Source organism: uncultured Microbulbifer sp., from assembly GCF_947498635.1.
Taxonomy (GTDB): Bacteria; Pseudomonadota; Gammaproteobacteria; order Pseudomonadales; family Cellvibrionaceae; genus Microbulbifer; species Microbulbifer echini.
The window spans coordinates 85,851-106,295 of record NZ_CANMKV010000002.1; the positions used below are offsets into that span (position 1 = coordinate 85,851).

General features: G+C 51.6%; 17 protein-coding genes. 9 read left to right on the plus strand and 8 right to left on the minus strand.

What is annotated here, in order from left to right:
• Positions 1 to 29 precede the first annotated feature (29 nt).
• Entirely contained in the window at positions 30 to 515 is a 486-nt protein-coding gene (locus Q1A69_RS01595; RefSeq protein WP_299580080.1) for a GNAT family N-acetyltransferase, read from the plus strand.
• A 484-nt stretch (positions 516 to 999) separates the two neighbouring features.
• On the opposite strand, the gene Q1A69_RS01600 is transcribed toward Q1A69_RS01595, so the two are convergent.
• Entirely contained in the window at positions 1,000 to 1,440 is a 441-nt protein-coding gene (locus Q1A69_RS01600) for a YqaA family protein (protein WP_299580083.1), read from the minus strand.
• 269 nt (positions 1,441 to 1,709) lie between these two features.
• Here Q1A69_RS01600 and Q1A69_RS01605 point away from each other — a divergent pair, with 269 nt between their 5' ends.
• From Q1A69_RS01605 to Q1A69_RS01615, 3 genes are all read left to right on the plus strand, one after another.
• Positions 1,710 to 3,290 carry a mechanosensitive ion channel family protein gene (locus Q1A69_RS01605; RefSeq protein WP_299580086.1) on the plus strand — a complete coding sequence of 527 codons (1,581 nt, stop codon included), beginning with the start codon at positions 1,710 to 1,712 and terminating at the stop codon, positions 3,288 to 3,290.
• Between the two features lie 217 nt (positions 3,291 to 3,507).
• On the plus strand, positions 3,508 to 4,464 hold the full coding sequence (locus Q1A69_RS01610) for a mechanosensitive ion channel family protein (protein ID WP_299580089.1): 957 nt from the start codon (positions 3,508 to 3,510) through the stop codon (positions 4,462 to 4,464).
• Positions 4,465 to 4,568: 104 nt separating this feature from the next.
• Positions 4,569 to 4,766: a CPXCG motif-containing cysteine-rich protein gene (locus Q1A69_RS01615; protein WP_299580092.1), complete on the plus strand. Its 198-nt coding sequence runs from the start codon at positions 4,569 to 4,571 to the stop codon at positions 4,764 to 4,766.
• Between the two features lie 166 nt (positions 4,767 to 4,932).
• On the opposite strand, the gene Q1A69_RS01620 is transcribed toward Q1A69_RS01615, so the two are convergent.
• Genes Q1A69_RS01620 through Q1A69_RS01630 form a run of 3 tightly spaced genes read right to left on the minus strand, consistent with a single transcriptional unit; the run spans position 4,933 to position 8,320 of the window.
• Positions 4,933 to 6,414, minus strand: a complete 1,482-nt coding sequence (locus Q1A69_RS01620) for an FAD-binding domain-containing protein (protein WP_299580095.1) — start codon at positions 6,412 to 6,414, stop codon at positions 4,933 to 4,935.
• Positions 6,411 to 7,349 (minus strand): MerR family transcriptional regulator, encoded by a 939-nt coding sequence (locus Q1A69_RS01625; protein WP_299580098.1) that lies wholly within the window; start codon positions 7,347 to 7,349, stop codon positions 6,411 to 6,413. Before Q1A69_RS01625 ends, Q1A69_RS01620 begins: the two co-directional genes overlap by 4 nt.
• An 8-nt stretch (positions 7,350 to 7,357) precedes the next feature.
• Positions 7,358 to 8,320: a DUF523 and DUF1722 domain-containing protein gene (locus Q1A69_RS01630; protein WP_299580101.1), complete on the minus strand. Its 963-nt coding sequence runs from the start codon at positions 8,318 to 8,320 to the stop codon at positions 7,358 to 7,360.
• Between the two features lie 242 nt (positions 8,321 to 8,562).
• Here Q1A69_RS01630 and Q1A69_RS01635 point away from each other — a divergent pair, with 242 nt between their 5' ends.
• From Q1A69_RS01635 to Q1A69_RS01645, 3 genes are all read left to right on the plus strand, one after another.
• Complete coding sequence (locus Q1A69_RS01635; protein WP_299580104.1) at positions 8,563 to 11,601, plus strand: FAD-binding and (Fe-S)-binding domain-containing protein; 3,039 nt, start codon at positions 8,563 to 8,565, stop codon at positions 11,599 to 11,601.
• Positions 11,602 to 11,672: 71 nt separating this feature from the next.
• A complete protein-coding gene (locus Q1A69_RS01640; RefSeq protein ID WP_299580107.1) occupies positions 11,673 to 12,425 on the plus strand; it encodes a tetratricopeptide repeat protein in 753 nt (250 codons plus the stop codon).
• A gap of 518 nt (positions 12,426 to 12,943) precedes the next feature.
• On the plus strand, positions 12,944 to 13,345 hold the full coding sequence (locus Q1A69_RS01645; RefSeq protein WP_299580110.1) for a hypothetical protein: 402 nt from the start codon (positions 12,944 to 12,946) through the stop codon (positions 13,343 to 13,345).
• A 164-nt stretch (positions 13,346 to 13,509) separates the two neighbouring features.
• Here Q1A69_RS01645 and Q1A69_RS01650 read toward each other — a convergent pair whose 3' ends face one another.
• Positions 13,510 to 14,049 carry a hypothetical protein gene (locus Q1A69_RS01650; RefSeq protein ID WP_299580113.1) on the minus strand — a complete coding sequence of 180 codons (540 nt, stop codon included), beginning with the start codon at positions 14,047 to 14,049 and terminating at the stop codon, positions 13,510 to 13,512.
• Positions 14,050 to 14,396: 347 nt separating this feature from the next.
• Entirely contained in the window at positions 14,397 to 14,705 is a 309-nt protein-coding gene (locus Q1A69_RS01655) for a baseplate wedge protein 53 (protein WP_299580116.1), read from the minus strand.
• A gap of 150 nt (positions 14,706 to 14,855) precedes the next feature.
• Here Q1A69_RS01655 and Q1A69_RS01660 point away from each other — a divergent pair, with 150 nt between their 5' ends.
• Positions 14,856 to 15,857, plus strand: coding sequence for a rhodanese-related sulfurtransferase (locus Q1A69_RS01660; protein WP_299580119.1), 1,002 nt, complete (start codon positions 14,856 to 14,858; stop codon positions 15,855 to 15,857).
• 5 nt (positions 15,858 to 15,862) lie between these two features.
• Here the strand turns inward: Q1A69_RS01660 and Q1A69_RS01665 are convergent, their stop codons facing one another.
• Both Q1A69_RS01665 and apbC read right to left on the minus strand, forming a co-directional pair.
• Positions 15,863 to 16,255 (minus strand): hypothetical protein, encoded by a 393-nt coding sequence (locus Q1A69_RS01665; RefSeq protein ID WP_299580122.1) that lies wholly within the window; start codon positions 16,253 to 16,255, stop codon positions 15,863 to 15,865.
• Between the two features lie 792 nt (positions 16,256 to 17,047).
• The gene (apbC, locus tag Q1A69_RS01670; protein WP_299580125.1) at positions 17,048 to 18,199 is read right to left on the minus strand and encodes an iron-sulfur cluster carrier protein ApbC; all 1,152 of its coding nucleotides are present in this window, start codon (positions 18,197 to 18,199) and stop codon (positions 17,048 to 17,050) included.
• A 211-nt stretch (positions 18,200 to 18,410) separates the two neighbouring features.
• On the opposite strand from apbC, the gene metG reads away from it, so the two are divergent.
• Positions 18,411 to 20,438, plus strand: coding sequence for a methionine--tRNA ligase (gene metG / locus Q1A69_RS01675; protein WP_299580128.1), 2,028 nt, complete (start codon positions 18,411 to 18,413; stop codon positions 20,436 to 20,438).
• Positions 20,439 to 20,445: the final 7 nt, after the last annotated feature.

Sequence of the window (20,445 nt, forward strand, 5' to 3'; positions counted from 1 at the left end):
GTTGTGAAAATATAGATAAAAGTAAGAAAATGGAAATTCGAGAATATAGAGACAGCGATTGGAAAGATGTTTGGGAGATACTCAAATCGGTATTCCAGGCAGGAGATACTTTCCCCAATAGCCCAGAAACCAACGAACAGGAGGCTTGGGATTATTGGATTAAAAAACCAAAATATACATTTGTTGCTATTACTGATAAAAAGGTAGTTGGCAGCTACCACCTTAAGGATAATCAATCCGGCTTAGGCTCTCATGTCGGAAACGCAGGCTATGTTGTAAGCCCGACACATAGAGGTTTTGGTATAGGTCATAGCCTTGCTCAGCACTCTATAGACTTTGCGGTTGAGGCTGGCTACTTAGCCTTACAGTTCAATTTGGTTGTAGCCACAAACAAAGCTTCAATAGCACTTTGGAAGAAATTGGGCTTCCAAAAAATAGGCACATTACCCAAGGCATTCAATCATAAGAAAATAGGATTTGTAGATGCTTATGTTATGTTCAAGCCGCTAATTTAACACATGAATGAACACTACAACACTCACCATAACCTATGGCGCTCAATTTCATGCAAATATCAACTATTGAATACTGGATATCCCAAGGAGCAATAAGAACAATGGCGGTTTACATTTTCGAACACATCACAAATCATACGATTTTGAAATCACAAGCAATGAAAACCGCAGTTGCTTCACCCATAGATACCATTTGCGGCCTCAGATCACACACCGGCAATGACTAATGGCCATACTTAATAATTCACTAAGCACAGTAAAGCTGTGATCCATTGACTTCGCAACGAAACCAAGCGTTGGCAAGCCAAACATTTAATCGACAGCTGCGTATTCACCCTCTGTATTTTTCATTACACCATCAGTTTTTTGTAAATAACTTCGTCGAACCAAAAACCCTTCGACACACTCGATAGAGGAGCTTTCTACTTTTACAAAAAACAACCACTTTAGAATCAACTTTACGATAGATTAAAAGTCACCTGCATTAACTGACGCGCAGCAGCATATAACTTAAAACCATATAACGTAATAGCTTTCCCGCGGTCACCAAAATCAAAAACCACAACAAACGAATCCTTAAGACCCCTGCCATTACTGTTAATGGATCACCCACTAACGGCATCCAGGAAAAACATAATGATAATACCCCATACTTTGTAAAACGCCGCTCTGCCTGTACAAATTCACTTTCAGACATTCTCAGCCACTTTTTTATGACACTCAAGCTAGCCCAATACCCCAAAGCATAGTTAACCAGTGAACCTGCTACGTTACCAATGGTGGCAACTATCACTAATGTGGCTGGCGACAAGCCATTTAATAGTAAAGTGGTTAATACAACCTCTGAACTTAAAGGTAGAATCGTTGCCGCCAAGAACGCAGAAATGAAAAGACCAACTATCCCCCACTCGACAAAACTATCCATTAAAGAAACTTCCCCCAGCTAAGAATAGTCCTGTCAACCGTACTCATTAACACTAACACCTTATTAAAATTACACATATCAGGGGAATCATAGACCTCTTGTAACTCTTACTAAGCCTTAGAAAAACTTACATTGACTCAGCGGCCTAATGTCAAACCATCAAAAGAAAGCCAAGCTTTTCGTAGACTACCTAGCCCTAAAGCCATCTAGCTTACTGGCACACTCTTTGCAGGCACAGGGTAGAGTAATGGATATTAGGTATTTTTTAAATGGTTTACACATTCCAGTGTCAATACAACCAATGGGTAAAAAAAACCCATAACAAGCTAATAGCCATTGCTATTTTCACAATCACTTTTTGTCTCTCGCCTGTGTTGTCAAGCGCTCAGGAAGAGCAGCACAACAAAAATTCTACGACGGCAAGCACCGGCCAAACTGCTAGTGCAGCCAATCTTGATACACCGGCAAACGACACACCTCATACGCAACAGATAGATCAGCTCATTCAGCTTTTACAGAACCCTAACCACAGGTCAGCGCTCATCAGCAGTTTGGAGGAGTTACGACAAACGACTAAGGATAATACGGATCTACTCAAAATAAGCGATGTTTTAGTAGTGGATGAAATAGCTACCGAAGTGGTTGATGAATATACCGATCTGCTTAATGCATATGGATTAACAGCAAACCAGGCAGGATCATTATTACTTTTTGGTATTTCGATACTACTGATTTTAGTGGCTGTATTATCTAACAACCTTTTTGCACGCTTTATAGATAAAAAAATGTCGATTTTACGGAGTAAACTTGACCTGCACGGCAATCGATTTGCCCCCCTATTTCGCCTACAACGATGGCTTGGTTATCTCCTTGCCGCTCTTTTGGTGATTTATACCGCCTCCGAGCTTTTTCCGTCCACCGTTGGGCTTTTCATCTCACAAGATACGTTGATAAATTTTGCAGAAATCGTAGTGGTAACCTTCGCAGTACTGGCTATTTTTATCGGTATCTGGGAGCTGGTAAACGCAATCACAGAACATTACTTTAATAGGCACAGAGTCACCAGCAATGCGCGAATGCGTACACTCGTGCCCCTGGCCAAGAATATATTATTGTTTCTTCTCTCTGTAATGGCTGCACTCGTGTTGCTATCCGAGCTGGATATTAATGTAATCCCCTTGCTGGCAGGTGCCGGGGTATTTGGTATTGCTATTGGTTTTGGTGCCCAGGCACTGGTTAAAGATTTTTTAAACGGATTTACTGTGCTTTTAGAGGATCTTTTGCAAATTGGCGACATCGTAAAAGTTGGAGGTCGAACGGGTGAAGTGACCAATATTACCTTGCGCAAGGTAGAGCTGCGGGCATTGAACGGTACCGTCTATACAGTACCATTCAGCGATATTTCCGTGGTGGACAACCTGACAAAGCACTTCAGTTATTACATGTTTGAAATCAGTATTGCCTACCGCGAGAACACCGACGACGTTATTCACCACCTGCAAGAGGTGGATAAAGAAATGCGCGCAAGTGAAGAGTTTGGCCCTCTCATCTTGGAGCCCCTCGAGGTTCTGGGTGTAGATGCTTTTGCTGACAGCTCCGTCATCATTAAGGCCCGCACAAAAACCAAGGCGCATGAAAAATGGTATGTTGGCAGGGAATTTAACAGGCGCATTAAATTTTTATTTGATCAAAAAGGTATTGAGATACCTTTCCCCCACCAAACTATTTACTTTGGGGAAGACAAAAAAGGGAAAGCGCCCGCTGCCCGGGTAGAGGTTAAAGAAAAAGATACCGTCGATAAGGTATCCGGTGAACTGGCCTACGAAAACAGCTGTGCTGACGATGACTAGTATTTCCATACCAACCTGAACCATTCTATTGGGCGGGGAGCCGTGACTCTCCGGATAGGTGAATTAAGCTTATCCGGTGTCGCGGCCTTACTTGTCAGACAAATCCTGTTATCAACCACTGGAATAGATAATACTTCTACAATAGGGGACAGAACGAAAGCTCTTTAGCAATCACGAGCAATATGGGTTTTACCAAGAAAACAGAGACCAGGCAATAATGCGCCTCCTATCAAACGATCAAGCTCTGCGGCTAGAACCCTTACTCAAAACACAGCAGCAGGATGCACAGAAATCCTTTTTTGAGAGACTCCTTCCCGATTCCTTTTCTATAGCTACCCAGACTGTCATTTCTTCCGTCGAGCGTATCTGGAGTAGTTTCCTGGGTCATACCCCATATATCATCGCCAGTGTAATGGTATTGTTCATCACCTGGTTCGTCGCCCGTATGGTGCGACATTTCGGCGGGCGCCTATTCCGCCATACTACTTCCAGGGCATCGTTAAAGAGTCTATTTGTCCGATTACTAACCAGCGCTACCTGGCTCGTTGGTCTGCTTTTCGCAGCGATGGTGCTTTTCCCTGGCCTGACCCCCACAAAGGCCCTAGGTGCAGTTGGGCTCCTCTCTGTCGCTATTGGTCTGGCTTTTAAGGATATCTTTGAGAATTTTTTCGCTGGAATACTGATATTGTGGCGATTCCCCATCGAGCAAGGCGACTTTATTGAGTGTCAGGGTATTTGCGGACGGGTGGAGGTTGTTGAGGTGCGTAATACCAATATTCGCAAGGTTAGCGGTGAGCTCGTCGTAGTCCCTAATCTATTTCTATTCAAAAACCCCTGTGAAGTTATCACCAGTCGAGTCAAGCGCAGGGCGACAATTATGGTCGGTGTGGCCTATCACGAAAAGATTCCGAAAGCGGTATCCATTCTCGAGTCAGCCGTAACTTCTTGCCAGACGGTGCGTGATGAAGATCCTATTCAGATATTCCCAAAATCTTTTGGGGAGAGCAGTATTGATATCGAGGTTAGCTGGTGGACAGGATCAACGCCACTGCAAATTCGCCAATCCCGTGCAGAGGTAGTCACCGCTGTGAAAAGTGCTCTCGACCAAGCTGGCATAGAAATTCCCTTTCCCTATCGCACACTTACATTTAAGGAGCCTCTAAAGTTCGACTAACCACTATTTAAAAGTTAAACTCCGCATTAATACTTGTTGCAATTAACAGAATGAATAGCTTGTACAAAGAACAAAATAAAAAAGGTTGGAGAGGCTAGATAGCGGTGCACCAGGTCATTGAAGAATCCATTCTCTGCCCCTACTGTGGGGAATCTTTTAGCGCGTTAATCGATGGGTCTGTGCTGCCACAGGAATATACAGAAGACTGCCAAGTCTGTTGCCAACCTATCGTATTTCAGGTTTGTTCAGACCTATATGGTGATATCTCCATCAGAGTGTATAGAGAGGATGAGACATTCTAAGTGTCTGTGAGTACTGGGAAAATAGTTCGAGAGCGATTAATTAAATATGGGCGCCCCTCTCTCAAGTTACTTTCCAAACACGTCTATAGTCCCCCAGTCACGTTCTTCCATTTCAAAGTTCCGGGTATCATGCTCTTTCACCTTTGAGGCCTATTTCTAAATTCATTTATTTCAAATTGGAAAATACCTCTATCGCCCGCTTGCGCCCAGCGCCCACATCACAAATTACTGAGGAATAATTAGCCATACTCGGGGGATCATGAATTTCCTTGTTATTGAGGGAGTCCAGCTCCGGCACATACCTGCGGATAAAATCCCCATTGGGATCAAATCTTTGCGACTGGCTGTAGGGGTTAAACACGCGAAAATAAGGTGCGGCATCAGTGCCCGTCGAGGCCGTCCACTGCCAACCGCCATTGTTAGACGCAAAGTCACCATCAATCAGGTGCTGCATAAAATAGCGCTCACCCCAACGCCAATCGATCAACAGGTTCTTACTAAGGAACGATGCTACGACCATGCGTAAGCGATTATGCATCCAGGCAATTTCATTTAACTGGCGCATAGCGGCGTCGACAATAGGCACTCCTGTTTCACCGCGACTCCAACGACAAAACAGATCCTTATCATAGCGCCATGGAATTTGATCCGTTTCCGCCTTAAACGGCTGGCCCTTGCTGAGATGGGGGAAATCCACAAGTAGATGTGTATAAAAATCTCTCCAGATCAGCTCGCTAATCCAACAACTAATCCCCGCATTGCCGCTCTGCCAATGCCCCTGGTTCAGGTTCAGGGCCATATGCATACATTGACGAATAGAAATAGCCCCACAATTTAAATAGGGAGAGAGATGCGAGGTACTATCCAGAGCGGGGAAATCCCGTTCGGCCTGATAGCCTGAGATTCTTTCACTAAATAACTTCAGACGTTTTTGTGCCGCCTTTTCCCCACTTTTCCACCCCTTTACAATTCCAGATTTCGCAGTATCAATCGCAAAATGCGGGAGGTGTTCAGGTATTTTCTGGGTGAGTTTTTTGTTTTCCTCAAGTTCCAGTGCAAGCCACTTTGGCCAGTGTGCGCCCTCCTTAGGCAGGGGGTTCTTCCTCGGAACAGGCAGAGGCTTGATCTCACTCTCTGCGCACAACTGAATCAACGCCCGTTTGAAAGGCGTAAAAACCTTGTAGGGTTCACCCGCCCCTGTTCTTACGGCTCCAGGCGGTAACAGCGTGCGATCACTGTGGTATTCAGCCGCAACGCCATTTTCTCTCAATCTATCTCGCACCGCATGGTCTCGGCGCTGTTCATTCAAGGGGTACTCGGCATTGGCAAACACTGTTTCGATTTTTAGGCGCCGGGTAATTTGCTCGAGTGCCTGGGGTACCTGGGAGAACGTAGAAAGCTGGAGGAAATACAAGGGAATATTGCGAGTTTGCAGCTGGGTTTGCAGCTCATGCAGGCAGGCCATGCGAAATGCGACCAATGCATCGCCTTCATTATGGCTTTGCCAGCTGTCGGGACAAGCGATAAAAACTGCGGCCAATTGTTCGCAGCGCTTACCAGCGTGATACAGCGCCGAATTATCCTGAATACGCAGATCGTTGCGAAACCAGACTAGGCCGCGGCCCAAGGAGGTCGATCGGCTTCTCATTTCAGCTGCTCCCGAAGTTGTGTGATCACACAGCTTGTAGTGCCCTGGAGTATTGAAGAGGTTGGCTGTTTTTTCAGGTTATCCAAATCGGCATGCTGCATTTCTACACAATCTCCCGCCAGCCAGAGAGGCTTGCCAAGCCCTCGAGCCAAGCCTGGTAACTCCCTTGAAAGAAAAGGCTTTGGCAGTGCCCGGTGGCTATAGCAGAGCACCCCGCGTACTTCGAGCTTTTCTACAATATCCTCCAATCCCACCATGGCGGCGCGATAATCCAGAACCACAATGCCAATGCCCGCGGCCAAAAGTGCTGCCCCAAACAACTGAGTAAATGCCCGCTGGTCATCACCGGAAAAGCCCAGCAGTAGCAAACGGCCAGCACCCGACAGCTGGTCTTTGCGCAGGTTTTTGCGCGCAATACCATTTGCGAATAACAACTGTTCGTTTAATACCTGCCAAAAAAAACTCTGTGCGACTCCCTTTTCTGACTGGCGTGGCCGCGCCAGTTTGGCCTGCAGGGGCTTTAACCAGTGCTCCAGCAACAGCGGTGCTGGAAACGCAGCGATCCACTGATCCAGGCGTTGACGCAATTGTGGCTCGGCGAAGCTCTGCAGCAACACACAGGTTTCATCCAGCATCTCACCCCAATTGTTTTCAGTATCCGTAGCATTCTCTTTTCGTAGTGGAGAATCCGGGGCACGCTCCAGCAGTTCGCGCACCTGACCGATAGCTACGCCACGGGCAAGGCAATCAAGTACCTCCTCAATGCGTAACACTTCCTCCTCGGTATAGAGGCGATGGCCTTTATGGGTCCTGGCTGGAGTCAAGAGGCCGTATCGGCGCTCCCAGGCCCGCAACGTCACCGGGTGAACACCGGTGCGGCGCGCCACTTCGCGAATAGGCAGGTGGGCTTCTAGGGGGGATTCAATTTCAATCATGGCAGCGATCAGCGAAATTCACACAGTCCGAGCTCAGCGGGCTCTGCAGCGAGCAGTACCTGACTGTGAATAAAGTGGTGGGGACTGCGTGGCAAATAGTGACGCAGCATGGTAAGCACCGCCGAGAGGGGCTTATTACCCTGGCGATACTCATCAATCAAGCGAGCCAGTTCAGCCCGCTCTTCCTTGTTTAAATAACCTTTAAGATGTCCCTGGCTGTGCATCAGAGCATTGGTACGATCCTTCCGGCTGGCTTGATGATTGAGAATTTCCATCATTTTGCCCCGCACGCCATAGGCGAAGTCTTCCACCGACATTGTTCGGGAGTTGGAAACAAACTGGCCGAGGGCGCGAGTCAGCGGCTGGCTGTGGGCCAGTAAAAGGTATTTATAGGCGGTGTAAAACTCAATCACCCTGCCCGGGCGCAGATCGGTGGCCACATAGCGATGCCAGGCATCGTAGGCGAAAACACGGGTGAGAAAATTTTCACGGATATCGCTGGCATTCAGACGCCCCACCTCCTCCACCGGCAGATGTGGAAAGTGGTGACGCAGGCGCGCGGTAAACAGCCCTGAATCATGCGCCAGTACGCCTGTTCCATCCTCCTTGTAATGGGGTGTAGTGCGTATCCCGCAACTGGGTGATTTCTGCATCAGGATAAAACCGCGTAAATGTTCCACTTCAGGCACAACCTGATCCGCATACGCCTCTAATGCGTCGGTGACATCCATTGTGGGATCTTCACGCCCGACCGCTCGCAGGCGATCGCTCACAATCAGATGAATCGGTGGTCTTGGAACCCCCATGCCAATGGCAACCTCAGGGCAGTAAGAATGCAGCTCAAAGCAATTGCCCAGTAGTTGGGTACAGACTTTACTGTGCTTGTGGCTCGCGTTGTACCGCACAGGGTCACCCACCGCACAGCGGCTGATTCCCACCGGAATTTTTTGAGGCAAAAGTTGGATATGCATAGTTTTGCAGCACAGGGTAGCTTCGTGTTTCCTTTTTATAGCCTCCCTCGGCTAGTTGTACAAGAGCTTCTCTTGTACAACTTTTTACTTTCAACCACCCTTCTTCAGCGGCTTGCGCCCATTCGCACCACGGCTACAATGCAGGGCCGCATTTTTACCGCGCGGCAGTGCTGCGATACTGTATCTCACCACCTACCCCGGCATTTTGCGGTCCCCACCTCCCCGAAAGTACGGATTAGCTCATGATTCCAGCATTGCGCGAAGTCGACGAGGTTCAGGCGCTCTATTTGCAGTTTTTGCAGGAACTGGCGGACGCGGGTTTCCGCGGCGAGACCACGCCCAGTTACGCCAGCCGCACCGTTTTGGCAACGGACAACTCTATTTACCAGGTGCTGCCCCAGGCAGTGGTGTACCCCCGCAACAACCGCGACCTGCAGCTGCTGGCGGAACTGGCCCAGAGGGAGGAATTCCGCTCCGTAGTGCTCTCGCCCAGAGGCGGGGGTACCGGCACCAACGGTCAGTCCCTCACCGACGGCTTGGTGGTGGATATCTCCCGCCATATGAACCAGATTCTGGAGATCAACGCAGCAGAGCGGTGGGTGCGCGTACAGGCTGGCGTGGTCAAGGATCAGCTAAATGCCGCACTCAAACCCCACGGCCTGTTTTTTGCCCCGGAATTGTCCACCAGTAACCGCGCCACCATCGGCGGCATGATCAATACCGATGCCTCCGGTCAGGGCTCCTGCGTCTACGGCAAAACCCGCGACCATGTTCTGGAGCTCAACACCGTACTCCTGGGTGGCAAGCTGTGGCGCTCCTCTGCGATAGAGGAGACACAACTGCAGGATATCTGCACGGGAGACAGCCGTGTCGCCGAGGTACATAAAACCTGCGACCTTGTCGCGCGGGAAAAAGCCGAATTAATCGAACAGAAATTTCCCAAGCTGAATCGTTGCCTCACCGGTTACGATCTAGCCCATATTCGCCAGGGCGAGCACTTTAACCTCAATAGCGTACTGTGCGGCTCCGAGGGCACCCTGGGGTTTATTGCAGAAGCCAAACTCAGCCTGTTGCCCATTCCCAAATGCGTGGCCCTGATCAACCTGAAGTACGACCACTTCCAGGATGCACTGCGCGATGCCAAAGATTTAATGCTGGCGGGCCCCATGTCCATCGAAACGGTGGACAGCAAGGTCTTGCAGCTGGCCATGGAAGATATCGTGTGGCATAGCGTCAGCGAGTTTTTCCCCGCGGAAGACCGACCGGTAAAAGGCATCAATCTGGTGGAGTACGCCGCTGACTCCGCAGAGGAATTGGAGTGCGCGTTAGAAAAATTTATCGCACATATCGAGGCCACCATCGGCCAACCGGGTAAGAGCTTCGGCTACTCCATCGCCCGCGGCCACGCCGAAGTCAATCGGATTTGGGCCATGCGCAAGCGCGCAGTCGGCCTTCTGGGCAATGCCCTAGGGGAAAAGCGCCCGATCCCCTTTGTGGAAGATACCGCCGTACCGCCGGAAAACCTGGCGGACTTTATTGCCGAGTTCCGCGCAGTGCTGGATGAGGCCAATCTCGACTATGGTATGTTCGGCCATGTGGATGCCGGCGTGTTACATGTACGCCCAGCCATCGACATGAAAGATCCCCAGCAGGCGGCGCAAATACGCCCCATTACCGACCGGGTTGTGGCTCTCACACAGAAATATAACGGGCTACTCTGGGGTGAGCACGGCAAAGGGGTCCGGTCTGAATACGCTCCGGAGTTTTTCGGGGAACTCTACCCTGAGCTGCAAAAGATCAAAGCCGCCTTCGATCCATATAACCAGTTAAATCCCGGTAAAATTGCCACTCCCAGCGATAACGTCAGCCTGCTAAAAATTGACGCGGTGACCACCCGCGGTGAGCACGACCGGCAGATTCCCGCGCAGGTATGGGAGGGGTATGAGGAGGGAGTGCACTGTAACGGTAACGGTGCCTGCTTTAACTGGAACCCCGACGATGCCATGTGTCCCTCCTACAAGGCCACCCGCAACCGGATTCACTCGCCCAAGGGGCGTGCTTCACTGATGCGCGAGTGGCTGCGACTATTGAGCAAGCACGAGGTAGATGCGGTCGCCAGCGCACAAAAATACCGCGAGCGCTCCTTTTTTGTCGGCCTGCCCAAGCGCCTCGTCAATACCCTGGCGAAAACACGCGGCGAGTACGATTTTAACCATGAAGTGAACGAAGCCATGCAGGGCTGCCTAGCGTGTAAATCCTGTGTGGGACAATGTCCCATCCGGGTCGATGTACCGGAATTTCGCAGCAAATTCTTCGAACTCTATTACAGTCGCTATCTTCGCCCGTTAAAAGATTATGCCGTGGGCGGGTTGGAATTTTTGATGCCGCATCTGGCAAAACTGCCGCAGCTCTACAATTGGCCGCTCAAGCTGAAGCCCGTTTCTTTTCTCATGGAGCGTATCTTCGGCATGGTAGACAGCCCCCTATTGTCACGCAAAACGTTGCAAGCCAGTGTGCGCGAACTGGGAGTACCCACCGCCAGTCAAGCCTGTCTAGAGACCCTCGGACCCTCTCAGCGCAGCCGAGCGGTGATCATCGTCCAGGATGCCTTTACTAGCTATTTTGATGCCGAAGTGGTCGCAGATATTTTACGCCTGCTCAAACAATTAGATTTTGTGCCGATTCTCGCCCCCTACCGCGCCAATGGAAAACCTCTGCACGTACATGGGTTTTTACGCCAGTTCCAGCGGGTTGCCGAAGGCAACAGCGAGATGCTGAACACTCTGGCCGACAGCGGTATTCCCCTTGTCGGTATCGACCCATCCATGACCCTAACCTACCGCTCCGAATACAAGAAACTTCTGGGCGAGCGCGCACCAAAGGTGCAGCTGTTACAGGAATGGCTGGCACAGCAACAGGAACACTTGCAGCAGCAACGCGCGCGGGTACGCCCTGGCAGCTTCCAGTTGTTACCGCATTGCAGCGAACAAACGAATGCAACGGCCTCTTTGAAAGACTGGCAAAAGGTGTTCTCCGCATTGGGCCTGGAACTTCAAAATGAGAGCCTGGGTTGTTGCGGTATGGCTGGCACCTATGGCCACGAGGCGGCCCACAAAGAGACCTCCAGGGTGATTTTCCAACAATCCTGGGCGCCCAAGCTCAATGGCGGCGAGCACAACCAATTCGCCACCGGTTACTCCTGCCGCTGTCAGGCCAACCGATTTGCAGGTGTGAATCTGCGTCACCCGCTACAGGGACTGCTGGCACAACTCGACAACTAGGGATTTACTGACGTAAGGGGCCCATCGCTGCGGCCCCTTACAGTCCCCCGGGCCGAGCGCGGAAATTCCCTATGCCAAAACAACTGCCGAATTTACAAACCCTGTTTTATCTAATCCTCAGCCTAACTCTGCTGCTATCGGCTCTATTGATCACTTCGGTTGATCGACAAAACAACACACAGCCCCATAGCGCCAGCGCCCATGGTGATGATACTCAGGGCGCCATCGACTGGGTCAGTGAGGCAGAGGCTCTCGCCCGCAGAGGGGACTTTGGCGCTGCACTGCCCCTCTACGAAAAAGCCATTTCCGCCCTCGTATCCTATCCATCCCAACAGCACGCCCTGCGCTATCGCTACGGCATAGTCCTCAACGCGCTGGGGGCCAAATCAAGACCGGATCTCTACCCGCTGGCTCGGGCACAGTTCGAATCTGTTCTCCGCTACCTGGATTCCGGTGCCAAGCTTCCACACTCAAGCGCTAGGGTTCGCTCTGCCCTGGCACACACCTATCACCGCCAAGCCGCCAGCGAAGAGACGGCCACGCAACGCAAGCAACTGCTAAATACCGCCTACCTTCTCTATAAAAGCGCCGTGGAGGGACTGCTAAACCAGGGGGAGTGGCACAACTTGGCGATCACTTACTTCAACCTGGGCCAGGTCTGTGAATGGCAGGGAAACCTTGAGGAAGCCATTAACTGGCTGGAAAAAGCGGTACAACTGGACTTACAACACAAACTGCCCGACCTGGAAGAAGATAGTGACTATTTGGCCGCTCTTCGCCAACAGGTGGAGCCCGTCCAACAAAACCGGGAAACCACACTTTAGAGCGAGGATTTAACCCTTCTTTTTTCTCAAAAAGAGCAGTGACGAAGAAGTTTTCCCGACTTAAAGCGCTGTTTTTTGCAGAATCTGACATTTTTGGAGCTTCAGTCACAAATAGTTTTAGGGAAATTTTTTACTTTTTTTCTCCAGTATTAGAAAGCCAGTCCGCGTTGATTTGAGCCAGATGTAGAATGACATCGTTGTCAGTCCAATTTTTATCCGAAAAATGAATTGCTGATAAAGTCAGCTTATAAAGAATTTTTTGGCCAATAATTACTTTTTATAAAACTAAAAAACTGATTTTTTAGGCATTTTAGGGCTATTGATTTTCCCAACACACAATACCCGGCCATTGCCTGAGGGTACTTGTCGCCAAATAAGAAAAAGTTGCCTCCCCCTAATTCCCCAGTAATATAGCCAGCGTTGATTAAATATTGATCAGCTATTTCCAAAAACACTTGGAGATTTCACAAGCGCCTTTTGGCTTGTGACAATTTGATTCCTGGAGGTAATGGGACATCATGAAACAGACTCTGCGTAACACTGCTTTTTTCATCGCCGCCCTGCTCGCTATTGGTGTGAGTGTCAATGCATCAGCGGCACTTAAGAAAACCATGGTCGTCGACGCCACGGCCTACAACTCGGTACCTGGCCAGACGGATAGCGATCCCTGGGTAGCTGCCTGGAACAACCGCCTGCGCCCAGGTGACAAAATTATCGCCGTTTCCCGTGACTTGGAAAAACACGGTCTGACCAACGGTGCCAAAGTAAGAATTGAAGGTCTGCCCGGTACTTACACTGTGCGTGACCGTATGAATAAACGTTTCACAAACCGTATTGACGTGTGGATGGAAAAAGATATCCGTAAAGCTCGCGCTTGGGGCAAGAAAAAACTGAAAATAGTTTTTGAGCCGGTAAAGTAAAGCAGAACTGATTTCAACGACCCTTTTGGCCCCGCCCTCCAGCGGGGTTTTTTTATTGTTACAGGGGATAGGGAGCGGCCGGAAAAGCGAAGTCAGTGAATCACCACATCTAGACATAACCAATTTTATCTTCGCGATAGCCAGACGTTATTGAAAAACTCCTATTAGGGCTCCATTTCCGCAAAAATACCCGGCAACTCCTCACACTGGGCACGCTGCAGGTGAGCCAAACTCGGCTGCTGCCCCTCTACAAAGCGGTGCTTCAGCCCCCCGTCACCGAGTAAAACTAAGTATTCAGATTTAACCCACTTATCACCTGAGCGGTACTCGGTCAGCCATAGCAGTGAAGGCTGTCCCTCGTAGCAGTAGCCGTAAAACATCCGGGTTTTTTCCACCAGTTTCTTCGTCATATAGTCCACGTATTTACCCGGGTAGGTATAGCGATCGGAATCCCCCCTCTGCGGCGCACTGCCAGTGCTTTCCCCCGGACGAGCGATCCGCCGGATATATATCGCCAGATTTTCATCACAATCGATGCAGTGCCGCCCCGCGATTATTGCGAAACCATGCAGTTCGGCGACAAGGCGAACCTCTTTGAGGTTTGTAGAGATAACCTGCCGACCGGATGTGGTTAAGGCGTCAGCGAAGAGCGAGGCGGGGGAGGTCTGTAGACAGACCAGGATAAGAACACAGCGCAGTTTCATGGCGAAGGCAACCGCTGGTATAGATAGCACCGTCGGAGACAAAAGCTCCGCTGTTACCTCGCGACGGCGCTGTGATTGGGGTGTGCTGTCACACAGTCGCGATTCCCTTCACCATAACCATAGCAGTTACAATTGGGGCGGAAGGAGAGAAAACCCCCTCAATTGGGGATACCGAATAAGACGGCTCACTACACGCTGACCAACGAGATACCAGCGTTATTGGACCAAGGGAGCAGGGTACTATTCAGTCTGCCTATTGAGACATGGGCCAAGACAGGGTATTTCAAGCTGTCGCTTAAGCCGGGTAGCGGCCGCTGCCGCCCGCTCCCAACCTGGGGACTGCGGACTTACCAGCTGCCACCGGTTTCCTGAACAGGGCCAACGAAGGTGGAAATACCCTCTTCGCGCAGTGCGTCCAACGCTTCCTCGAGAGCTTCCTTTTCGGTCTCAAAGGTGTCTTCCCACACTGTGGAATTATTGTGCTGATCGACGATCTCGAGCAGCCAGCCGCCCTCGTCATCTTCGAAAATATCGATTTGCACAGACACATCGCCTTCGCGGTAGATCTGGCTCAATTCCGACTCTTTTGGTGCAAATTCTTCGCCCATGGGGTTCACCTCGTTATGACCCTGAAATTTCCGCCAGAACTTTGACAAGTTGCGGCCCCCCGGTCAACCAATATCGTGTGCCGAGGCAGCGCCGGGAGCGCTTGCTAAATGTACGACAAGCTGTTTTTTTTGCGATAAAATGCGCGGCGATTTTTTCTGCCCCGGATTTACGCTCCGGCCTGCATTTGAGGAAGTACCATGGATCCATATATTGTCTGCGCACTCTACAAGTTCGTCACCCTAGAGGACTTTGAGTCTCTGCGCACGCCCCTACTTGACGTTATGCTGGAAAATCAGGTGCGCGGCACCCTGTTACTGGCCCGCGAGGGCATTAACGGCACCGTTGCGGGCTCCCGCAACGGGATAGACGCGCTCCTGGCCCACTTAAAGTCCGATGAGCGCCTCGCCACCCTGGACTACAAAGAATCCTTTACCAGCGAAGCGCCCTTCCTGCGCAGCAAGGTCAAGCTGAAGAAAGAAATTGTCACCATGGGTGTAGAGGGCATTGATCCCCGCCGAGTAGTGGGCACCTACGTCAAACCCAAGGATTGGAACGCCCTGATCAGCGATCCGGAAGTGGTTGTGGTGGATACCCGTAACGACTATGAATTCCAAGTGGGTACCTTCAAAGATTCCATCAACCCTAACACCGAAACCTTCCGTGAATTTCCCCAGTACGTCAAAGAGAACCTGGACCCGACCAAGCACAAAAAGGTCGCCATGTTCTGCACCGGCGGTATTCGCTGCGAAAAGTCCACGGCCTACATGAAGGAACAGGGCTTTGATGAGGTTTACCACTTGCATGGCGGCATCCTCAAATACCTGGAAGAAGTGCCCAAAGACGAATCTCTGTGGGAGGGCGAGTGCTTTGTCTTCGATGAGCGCGTAACCGTCAACCACGACCTGGAACGGGGCCAGTACGATCAGTGCAACGCCTGTCGCATGCCCATCACAGAAGAGGACCAGCAGTCGGAACAATTCGAGCAGGGCGTCAGCTGCCCCCACTGTCACGACAAGGTGAGTGATGCGGATCGCCGCCGTTTCCGCGAGCGGGAAAAGCAGATCCAGCTGGCGACAAAACGCGGTGAAAAGCACATGGGCCAGGACGCTCGCGATATGACCGCCGCCAAACGACGGCAGAAAAAAGAAGAGCGCCGCCGCCAGGCAGAGGCCGAGCAGGCCAAAGCTCAGCAGGCATAAGCCCTTCAGACCAGTACAGGCCTGGAGGTGCTCTTAATCTGAGTGAGCCAGGCCTCCGCCTCAGCTTCGGCTACAAACTCCCGCGAACTGTGCCGGCACAGGCAGGTGCCATCGGTCGCCAACGGCGATGTGCAGCGGCCTCGAGGGTGTAAGACGGCAATATAGGCACGCCGCAGTACCGGATGCTCCGCAATAAAACTGGTGAACTGTCTCTGCTCCTCCAGGGTCACCCTGGAGCGCGCATAGCGCATGTCAAACAGCACCCGAAGGGGTACACGGTGGCGGTATTTTTCTACTAAGCGGGCGGCGGCTTCCATTTTTTCGGCAAACCCGATGGGTCCGTAAAATAATACCCGCGCTATGCCCCCTATCGGTCGATAGCTGATATGAAAATTCATGAATGAAAGCACTCGCGCTTTTGTCATTGTTATTTTTATCGACTACAGCTACTGCAATGCCTGTTGTGTTCCCCGCTGGGCCTAGCAGTAAAACTCGCTTTGGGAACGTTTGCACACTCCTGATTTTTACCACTCAGCGCAGAGAGTCTGTGCCGGACTACTGCACCTAATTCACGGATAACCGGAATGCCCCGGTGATTCCATTGGATGGCCACCACTGTTTTGAGTATTCGCACTGCATTATGCAAAAAATCAAAACCACAAAATTTAGGAAGCTTTGAATAAAAAAGCTAATTTCCACACGACTCAAGCCCCACTTATCGTAGAGCTTGCGAGAGAGCACGGAGTGATTCAAGGTATCCTTAAGTTAACGATCACCAAGGAAAATACAGCATAAATACTTAATTTTTCTTGCAACAATGGCAGAATCTGAACGGCCATGCAGGAAACTGCCATAACGTTTGCACCGTGTTGGCGACCTGCAAAACAATACTAAAAAACTAACGATTAATTTAGCACTGACTTAATAAAGACTATCAGGCACACCACCTCGAGCGAAGGCGCTGCAGATACGAAAATGCAATAAATAAAATATTTTAAAAGCCGTTTTACTGGCCACTGGGAAAAACACAATGGCCGGCGCTAAGCTCGACTTCTTGATGATAAGCACCCCTTGCAGAAAAGAAAATCCGCAAGGGGCGCCAAGAGAGGCCCAATATAGGGAGTTTTCACCCAGCAAAAAACTGTAAAAAATAAAAATTTAATGCTTTGTGATCGGTATCGCGATTGGGTTCAACTAATTTCGATTTCCGGTAACTCCTCATCGCTGCTGGCATTGAGCCAGACCTGGGCAGCGGCTTTGCGAGCAATATCCCGGTAGAAACCGGCAATCTCACCCTCAGGATCAGAGGCCACACTGGGATGACCGCTATCGATATCGGAGCGGATTTTTTGTGTCAGTGGCAACTCGCCAAGCAAGTGGGTGTTGTATTCCGTGGCAATACGCTCCCCGCCCCCTGAGCCAAAGATCGGCTCACTGTGGCCACATTTAGAGCAGGTGTGTAGAGCCATATTCTCAACAATACCGAGTACGGGCACCGATACTTTGCGGAACATTTCCACCCCTTTGATGGCATCCTTTAGCGCCAGGTCCTGGGGGGTAGTGACAATCACCGCTCCCGCCAACGTGGTTTTTTGCGCTAGAGTCAACTGGATATCTCCAGTGCCTGGGGGCATGTCCACAATCAGATAATCCAGCTCTTCCTTCGCATCGCACCAGAGTGTCTGTGTGAGGATTTGGTTGAGGGCGCCACTGGCCATCGGCCCGCGCCAGACCGCTGGCGTCTCCTCTGTCATCAGATATCCCAGGGACATGGTCTCAATGCCCAGGGCGTCTACCGGCACAAAGAATTTCTGCTCTTTGACGTGTGGCCTTACGCCTTCAGTACCGAGCATGGTCGGTAAGCTGGGACCGTAAATATCAGCATCTAACAGCCCCACACGAGCGCCTTCCGCCGCCAGGGCCAAGGCCAGGTTCACCGCAGTGGTAGACTTACCCACACCGCCCTTGCCTGAGGCCACAGCGACAATATTCTTCACCCCGCGCAGCGGCTCCGGGGCATTGGTCGAAGAGGTCGCAGGGATATCGCAGAAGAGTTCAAATTGCAGACCACTGCCATCCAGGGGGCCGCTCCTCAACAGGGGTTCACAGGCCTCTGTGACCCATTTGCGCCACAGTGCCTCCTGGCTCGCACAGGGATAGCCGAGGGTAATACCCACATAAACGGTTGCCTCCTCGTAGCCCACTTCTATATCTGCATCCAGTTCATCCAGCGGCAGACCACTGGCCGGGTCCTGCAACTGACCAAGGCTCTCTGCCAGACGCTCCAATTCGGTCTGTACTTCCTTTGATAGCTCTTCATGATCGTGGTGATGATCGCTCACGGTATCTCCCTCTCGGCGCTTCTTATCAGAAATGCATTGTGTCGGATGAAACGGCCCAGCGCCAGCGGCTGGATTAATCCAGCCGCTTTCTGTGCAGCCTGTTCCACACCTCCCCGGCATAGCACAAATCTGCTATATTTCGCCGTCTTTTGACGATCTCCGGCCACTCCAGCGGAGCCCCCGGCCGCAACCCACAGCGATGGAATAACCGATGCCCGATACGCGCAAAATCCTAGTCACCAGCGCACTCCCCTACGCCAATGGCTCCCTGCACCTGGGCCACATACTCGAATATATCCAGACCGACATCTGGGCGCGCTTTCAGCGCACCCGCGGTAACGACTGTCTGTATATCTGCGCCGACGATGCGCACGGCACTGCGATCATGCTCAAGGCCGAACAACTGGGCCTGACTCCGGAGCAGCATATCGCCAATATGCAGGCGGAACACGAGCGGGATTTCACCGACTTCCTCATCGGCGTGGACAACTATCACTCCACTCATTCGGAGGAGAACCGCGAGCTGTCGGCCATGATTTATCGCCGACTCAGCGATAACGGGCATATCGCTTCGCGCACCATCACCCAAGCTTTCGACCCGGAGAAACAACTGTTCCTGGCGGACCGCTATATCAAAGGCACCTGCCCGCGCTGTAGTACCCCGGACCAGTACGGCGACAACTGCGAGGCCTGTGGCGCCACTTATAGCCCCACAGAACTGATCGACCCGGTTTCCGCGATTTCCGGCGCGACTCCGGAAGAAAAAGACTCCGAACACTTTTTCTTCACCCTGCCCGCCTTTACCGAATTCCTGCGCAATTGGACCCGCTCCGGCACCCTGCAGGATGAAGTGGCGAACAAGCTGGCCGAGTGGCTTGAAGAGGGTCTGCAGGAGTGGGATATTTCCCGCGACGCACCCTACTTTGGCTTTGAAATCCCCGATGCACCGGGCAAGTATTTCTACGTGTGGCTGGACGCGCCCATCGGCTATATGGCCAGCCTGAAAAACTACTGCGATGAAAACGGTAGCAACTGGCTCGACTACTGGAAAAAAGACAGTGACGCCGAGGTCTACCACTTTATCGGCAAAGATATCGTCAATTTTCATGCCCTTTTCTGGCCGGCGATGCTCGACTCTGCAGACTTCCGCACCCCCAACAAGGTGTGCGTACACGGCTTCCTCACCGTAAACGGCAAAAAGATGTCCAAGTCCCGCGGTACCTTTATCAATGCCCGCAACTACCTGGACCACCTGAACCCGGAGTATTTACGCTACTACTTTGCCGCCAAGCTCACCGCCGGTGTGGACGATCTGGACCTAAACCTCGACGACTTTATCGCCAAGGTCAATTCCGACCTGGTCGGCAAAGTGGTCAACATCGCCTCGCGCACCGCCAAGTTTGTCGGCAAGTCCGGCGGCGTACTGGCTGCAGAACTGGCCGACGAGTCCCTGTGGAATCAGTTTGTCGAAGCCGCCCCGCGTATCGCCGATGGCTTTGAGCGGCGCGAATACGCCCGCGCCATGCGCGACATTATGGCCCTGGCCGATGCCGCCAATGCCTGGATTGCCGATAAGGCACCCTGGTCCCTGGCTAAACAGGAAGGCAGCGAGGCAGAAGTCCTCGCGATCTGCTCCCAGGGCGTGAATATGTTCCGCGCGCTGATGACCTGGCTGTCTCCGGTACTTCCCAACACCGCAGCAAAAGCCGCTGAATTTCTCAACAGCGCGCTGGACTGGAACAGCGCCACCATTCCGCTCGCAAGCCACGAGATCAAAAAGTTCAAACCCCTGCTGCAACGAGTGGAAAAAACCCAGGTAGATGCCGTTATGGAAGCGGCCCAGGAATCCCTGGCCCAGCTGCAGGCCGAGACCAAAGCGGCCACCGGCCCACTGGCCGACGATCCCATCGCCGAGCAGATTCAATTCGACGATTTTGCCAAGGTGGATCTGCGTATCGCGCTCATTGCCAAAGCCGAGCATGTCGAGGGCGCCGGCAAGCTGCTGCGTCTGACCCTCGATCTGGGCGGCGAGACCCGCCAGGTATTTGCCGGCATCAAAAGCGCCTATGCGCCGGAAGACCTGGAGGGCAAACACACCGTGATGGTCGCCAACCTGGCACCGCGCAAAATGCGTTTTGGCGTGAGTGAAGGAATGGTGCTGGCTGCCGGTCCCGGCGGCAAAGATCTGTGGATTCTGGAGCCCCACGAGGGTGCTAAACCTGGTATGCGCGTAATGTAATTGCCCG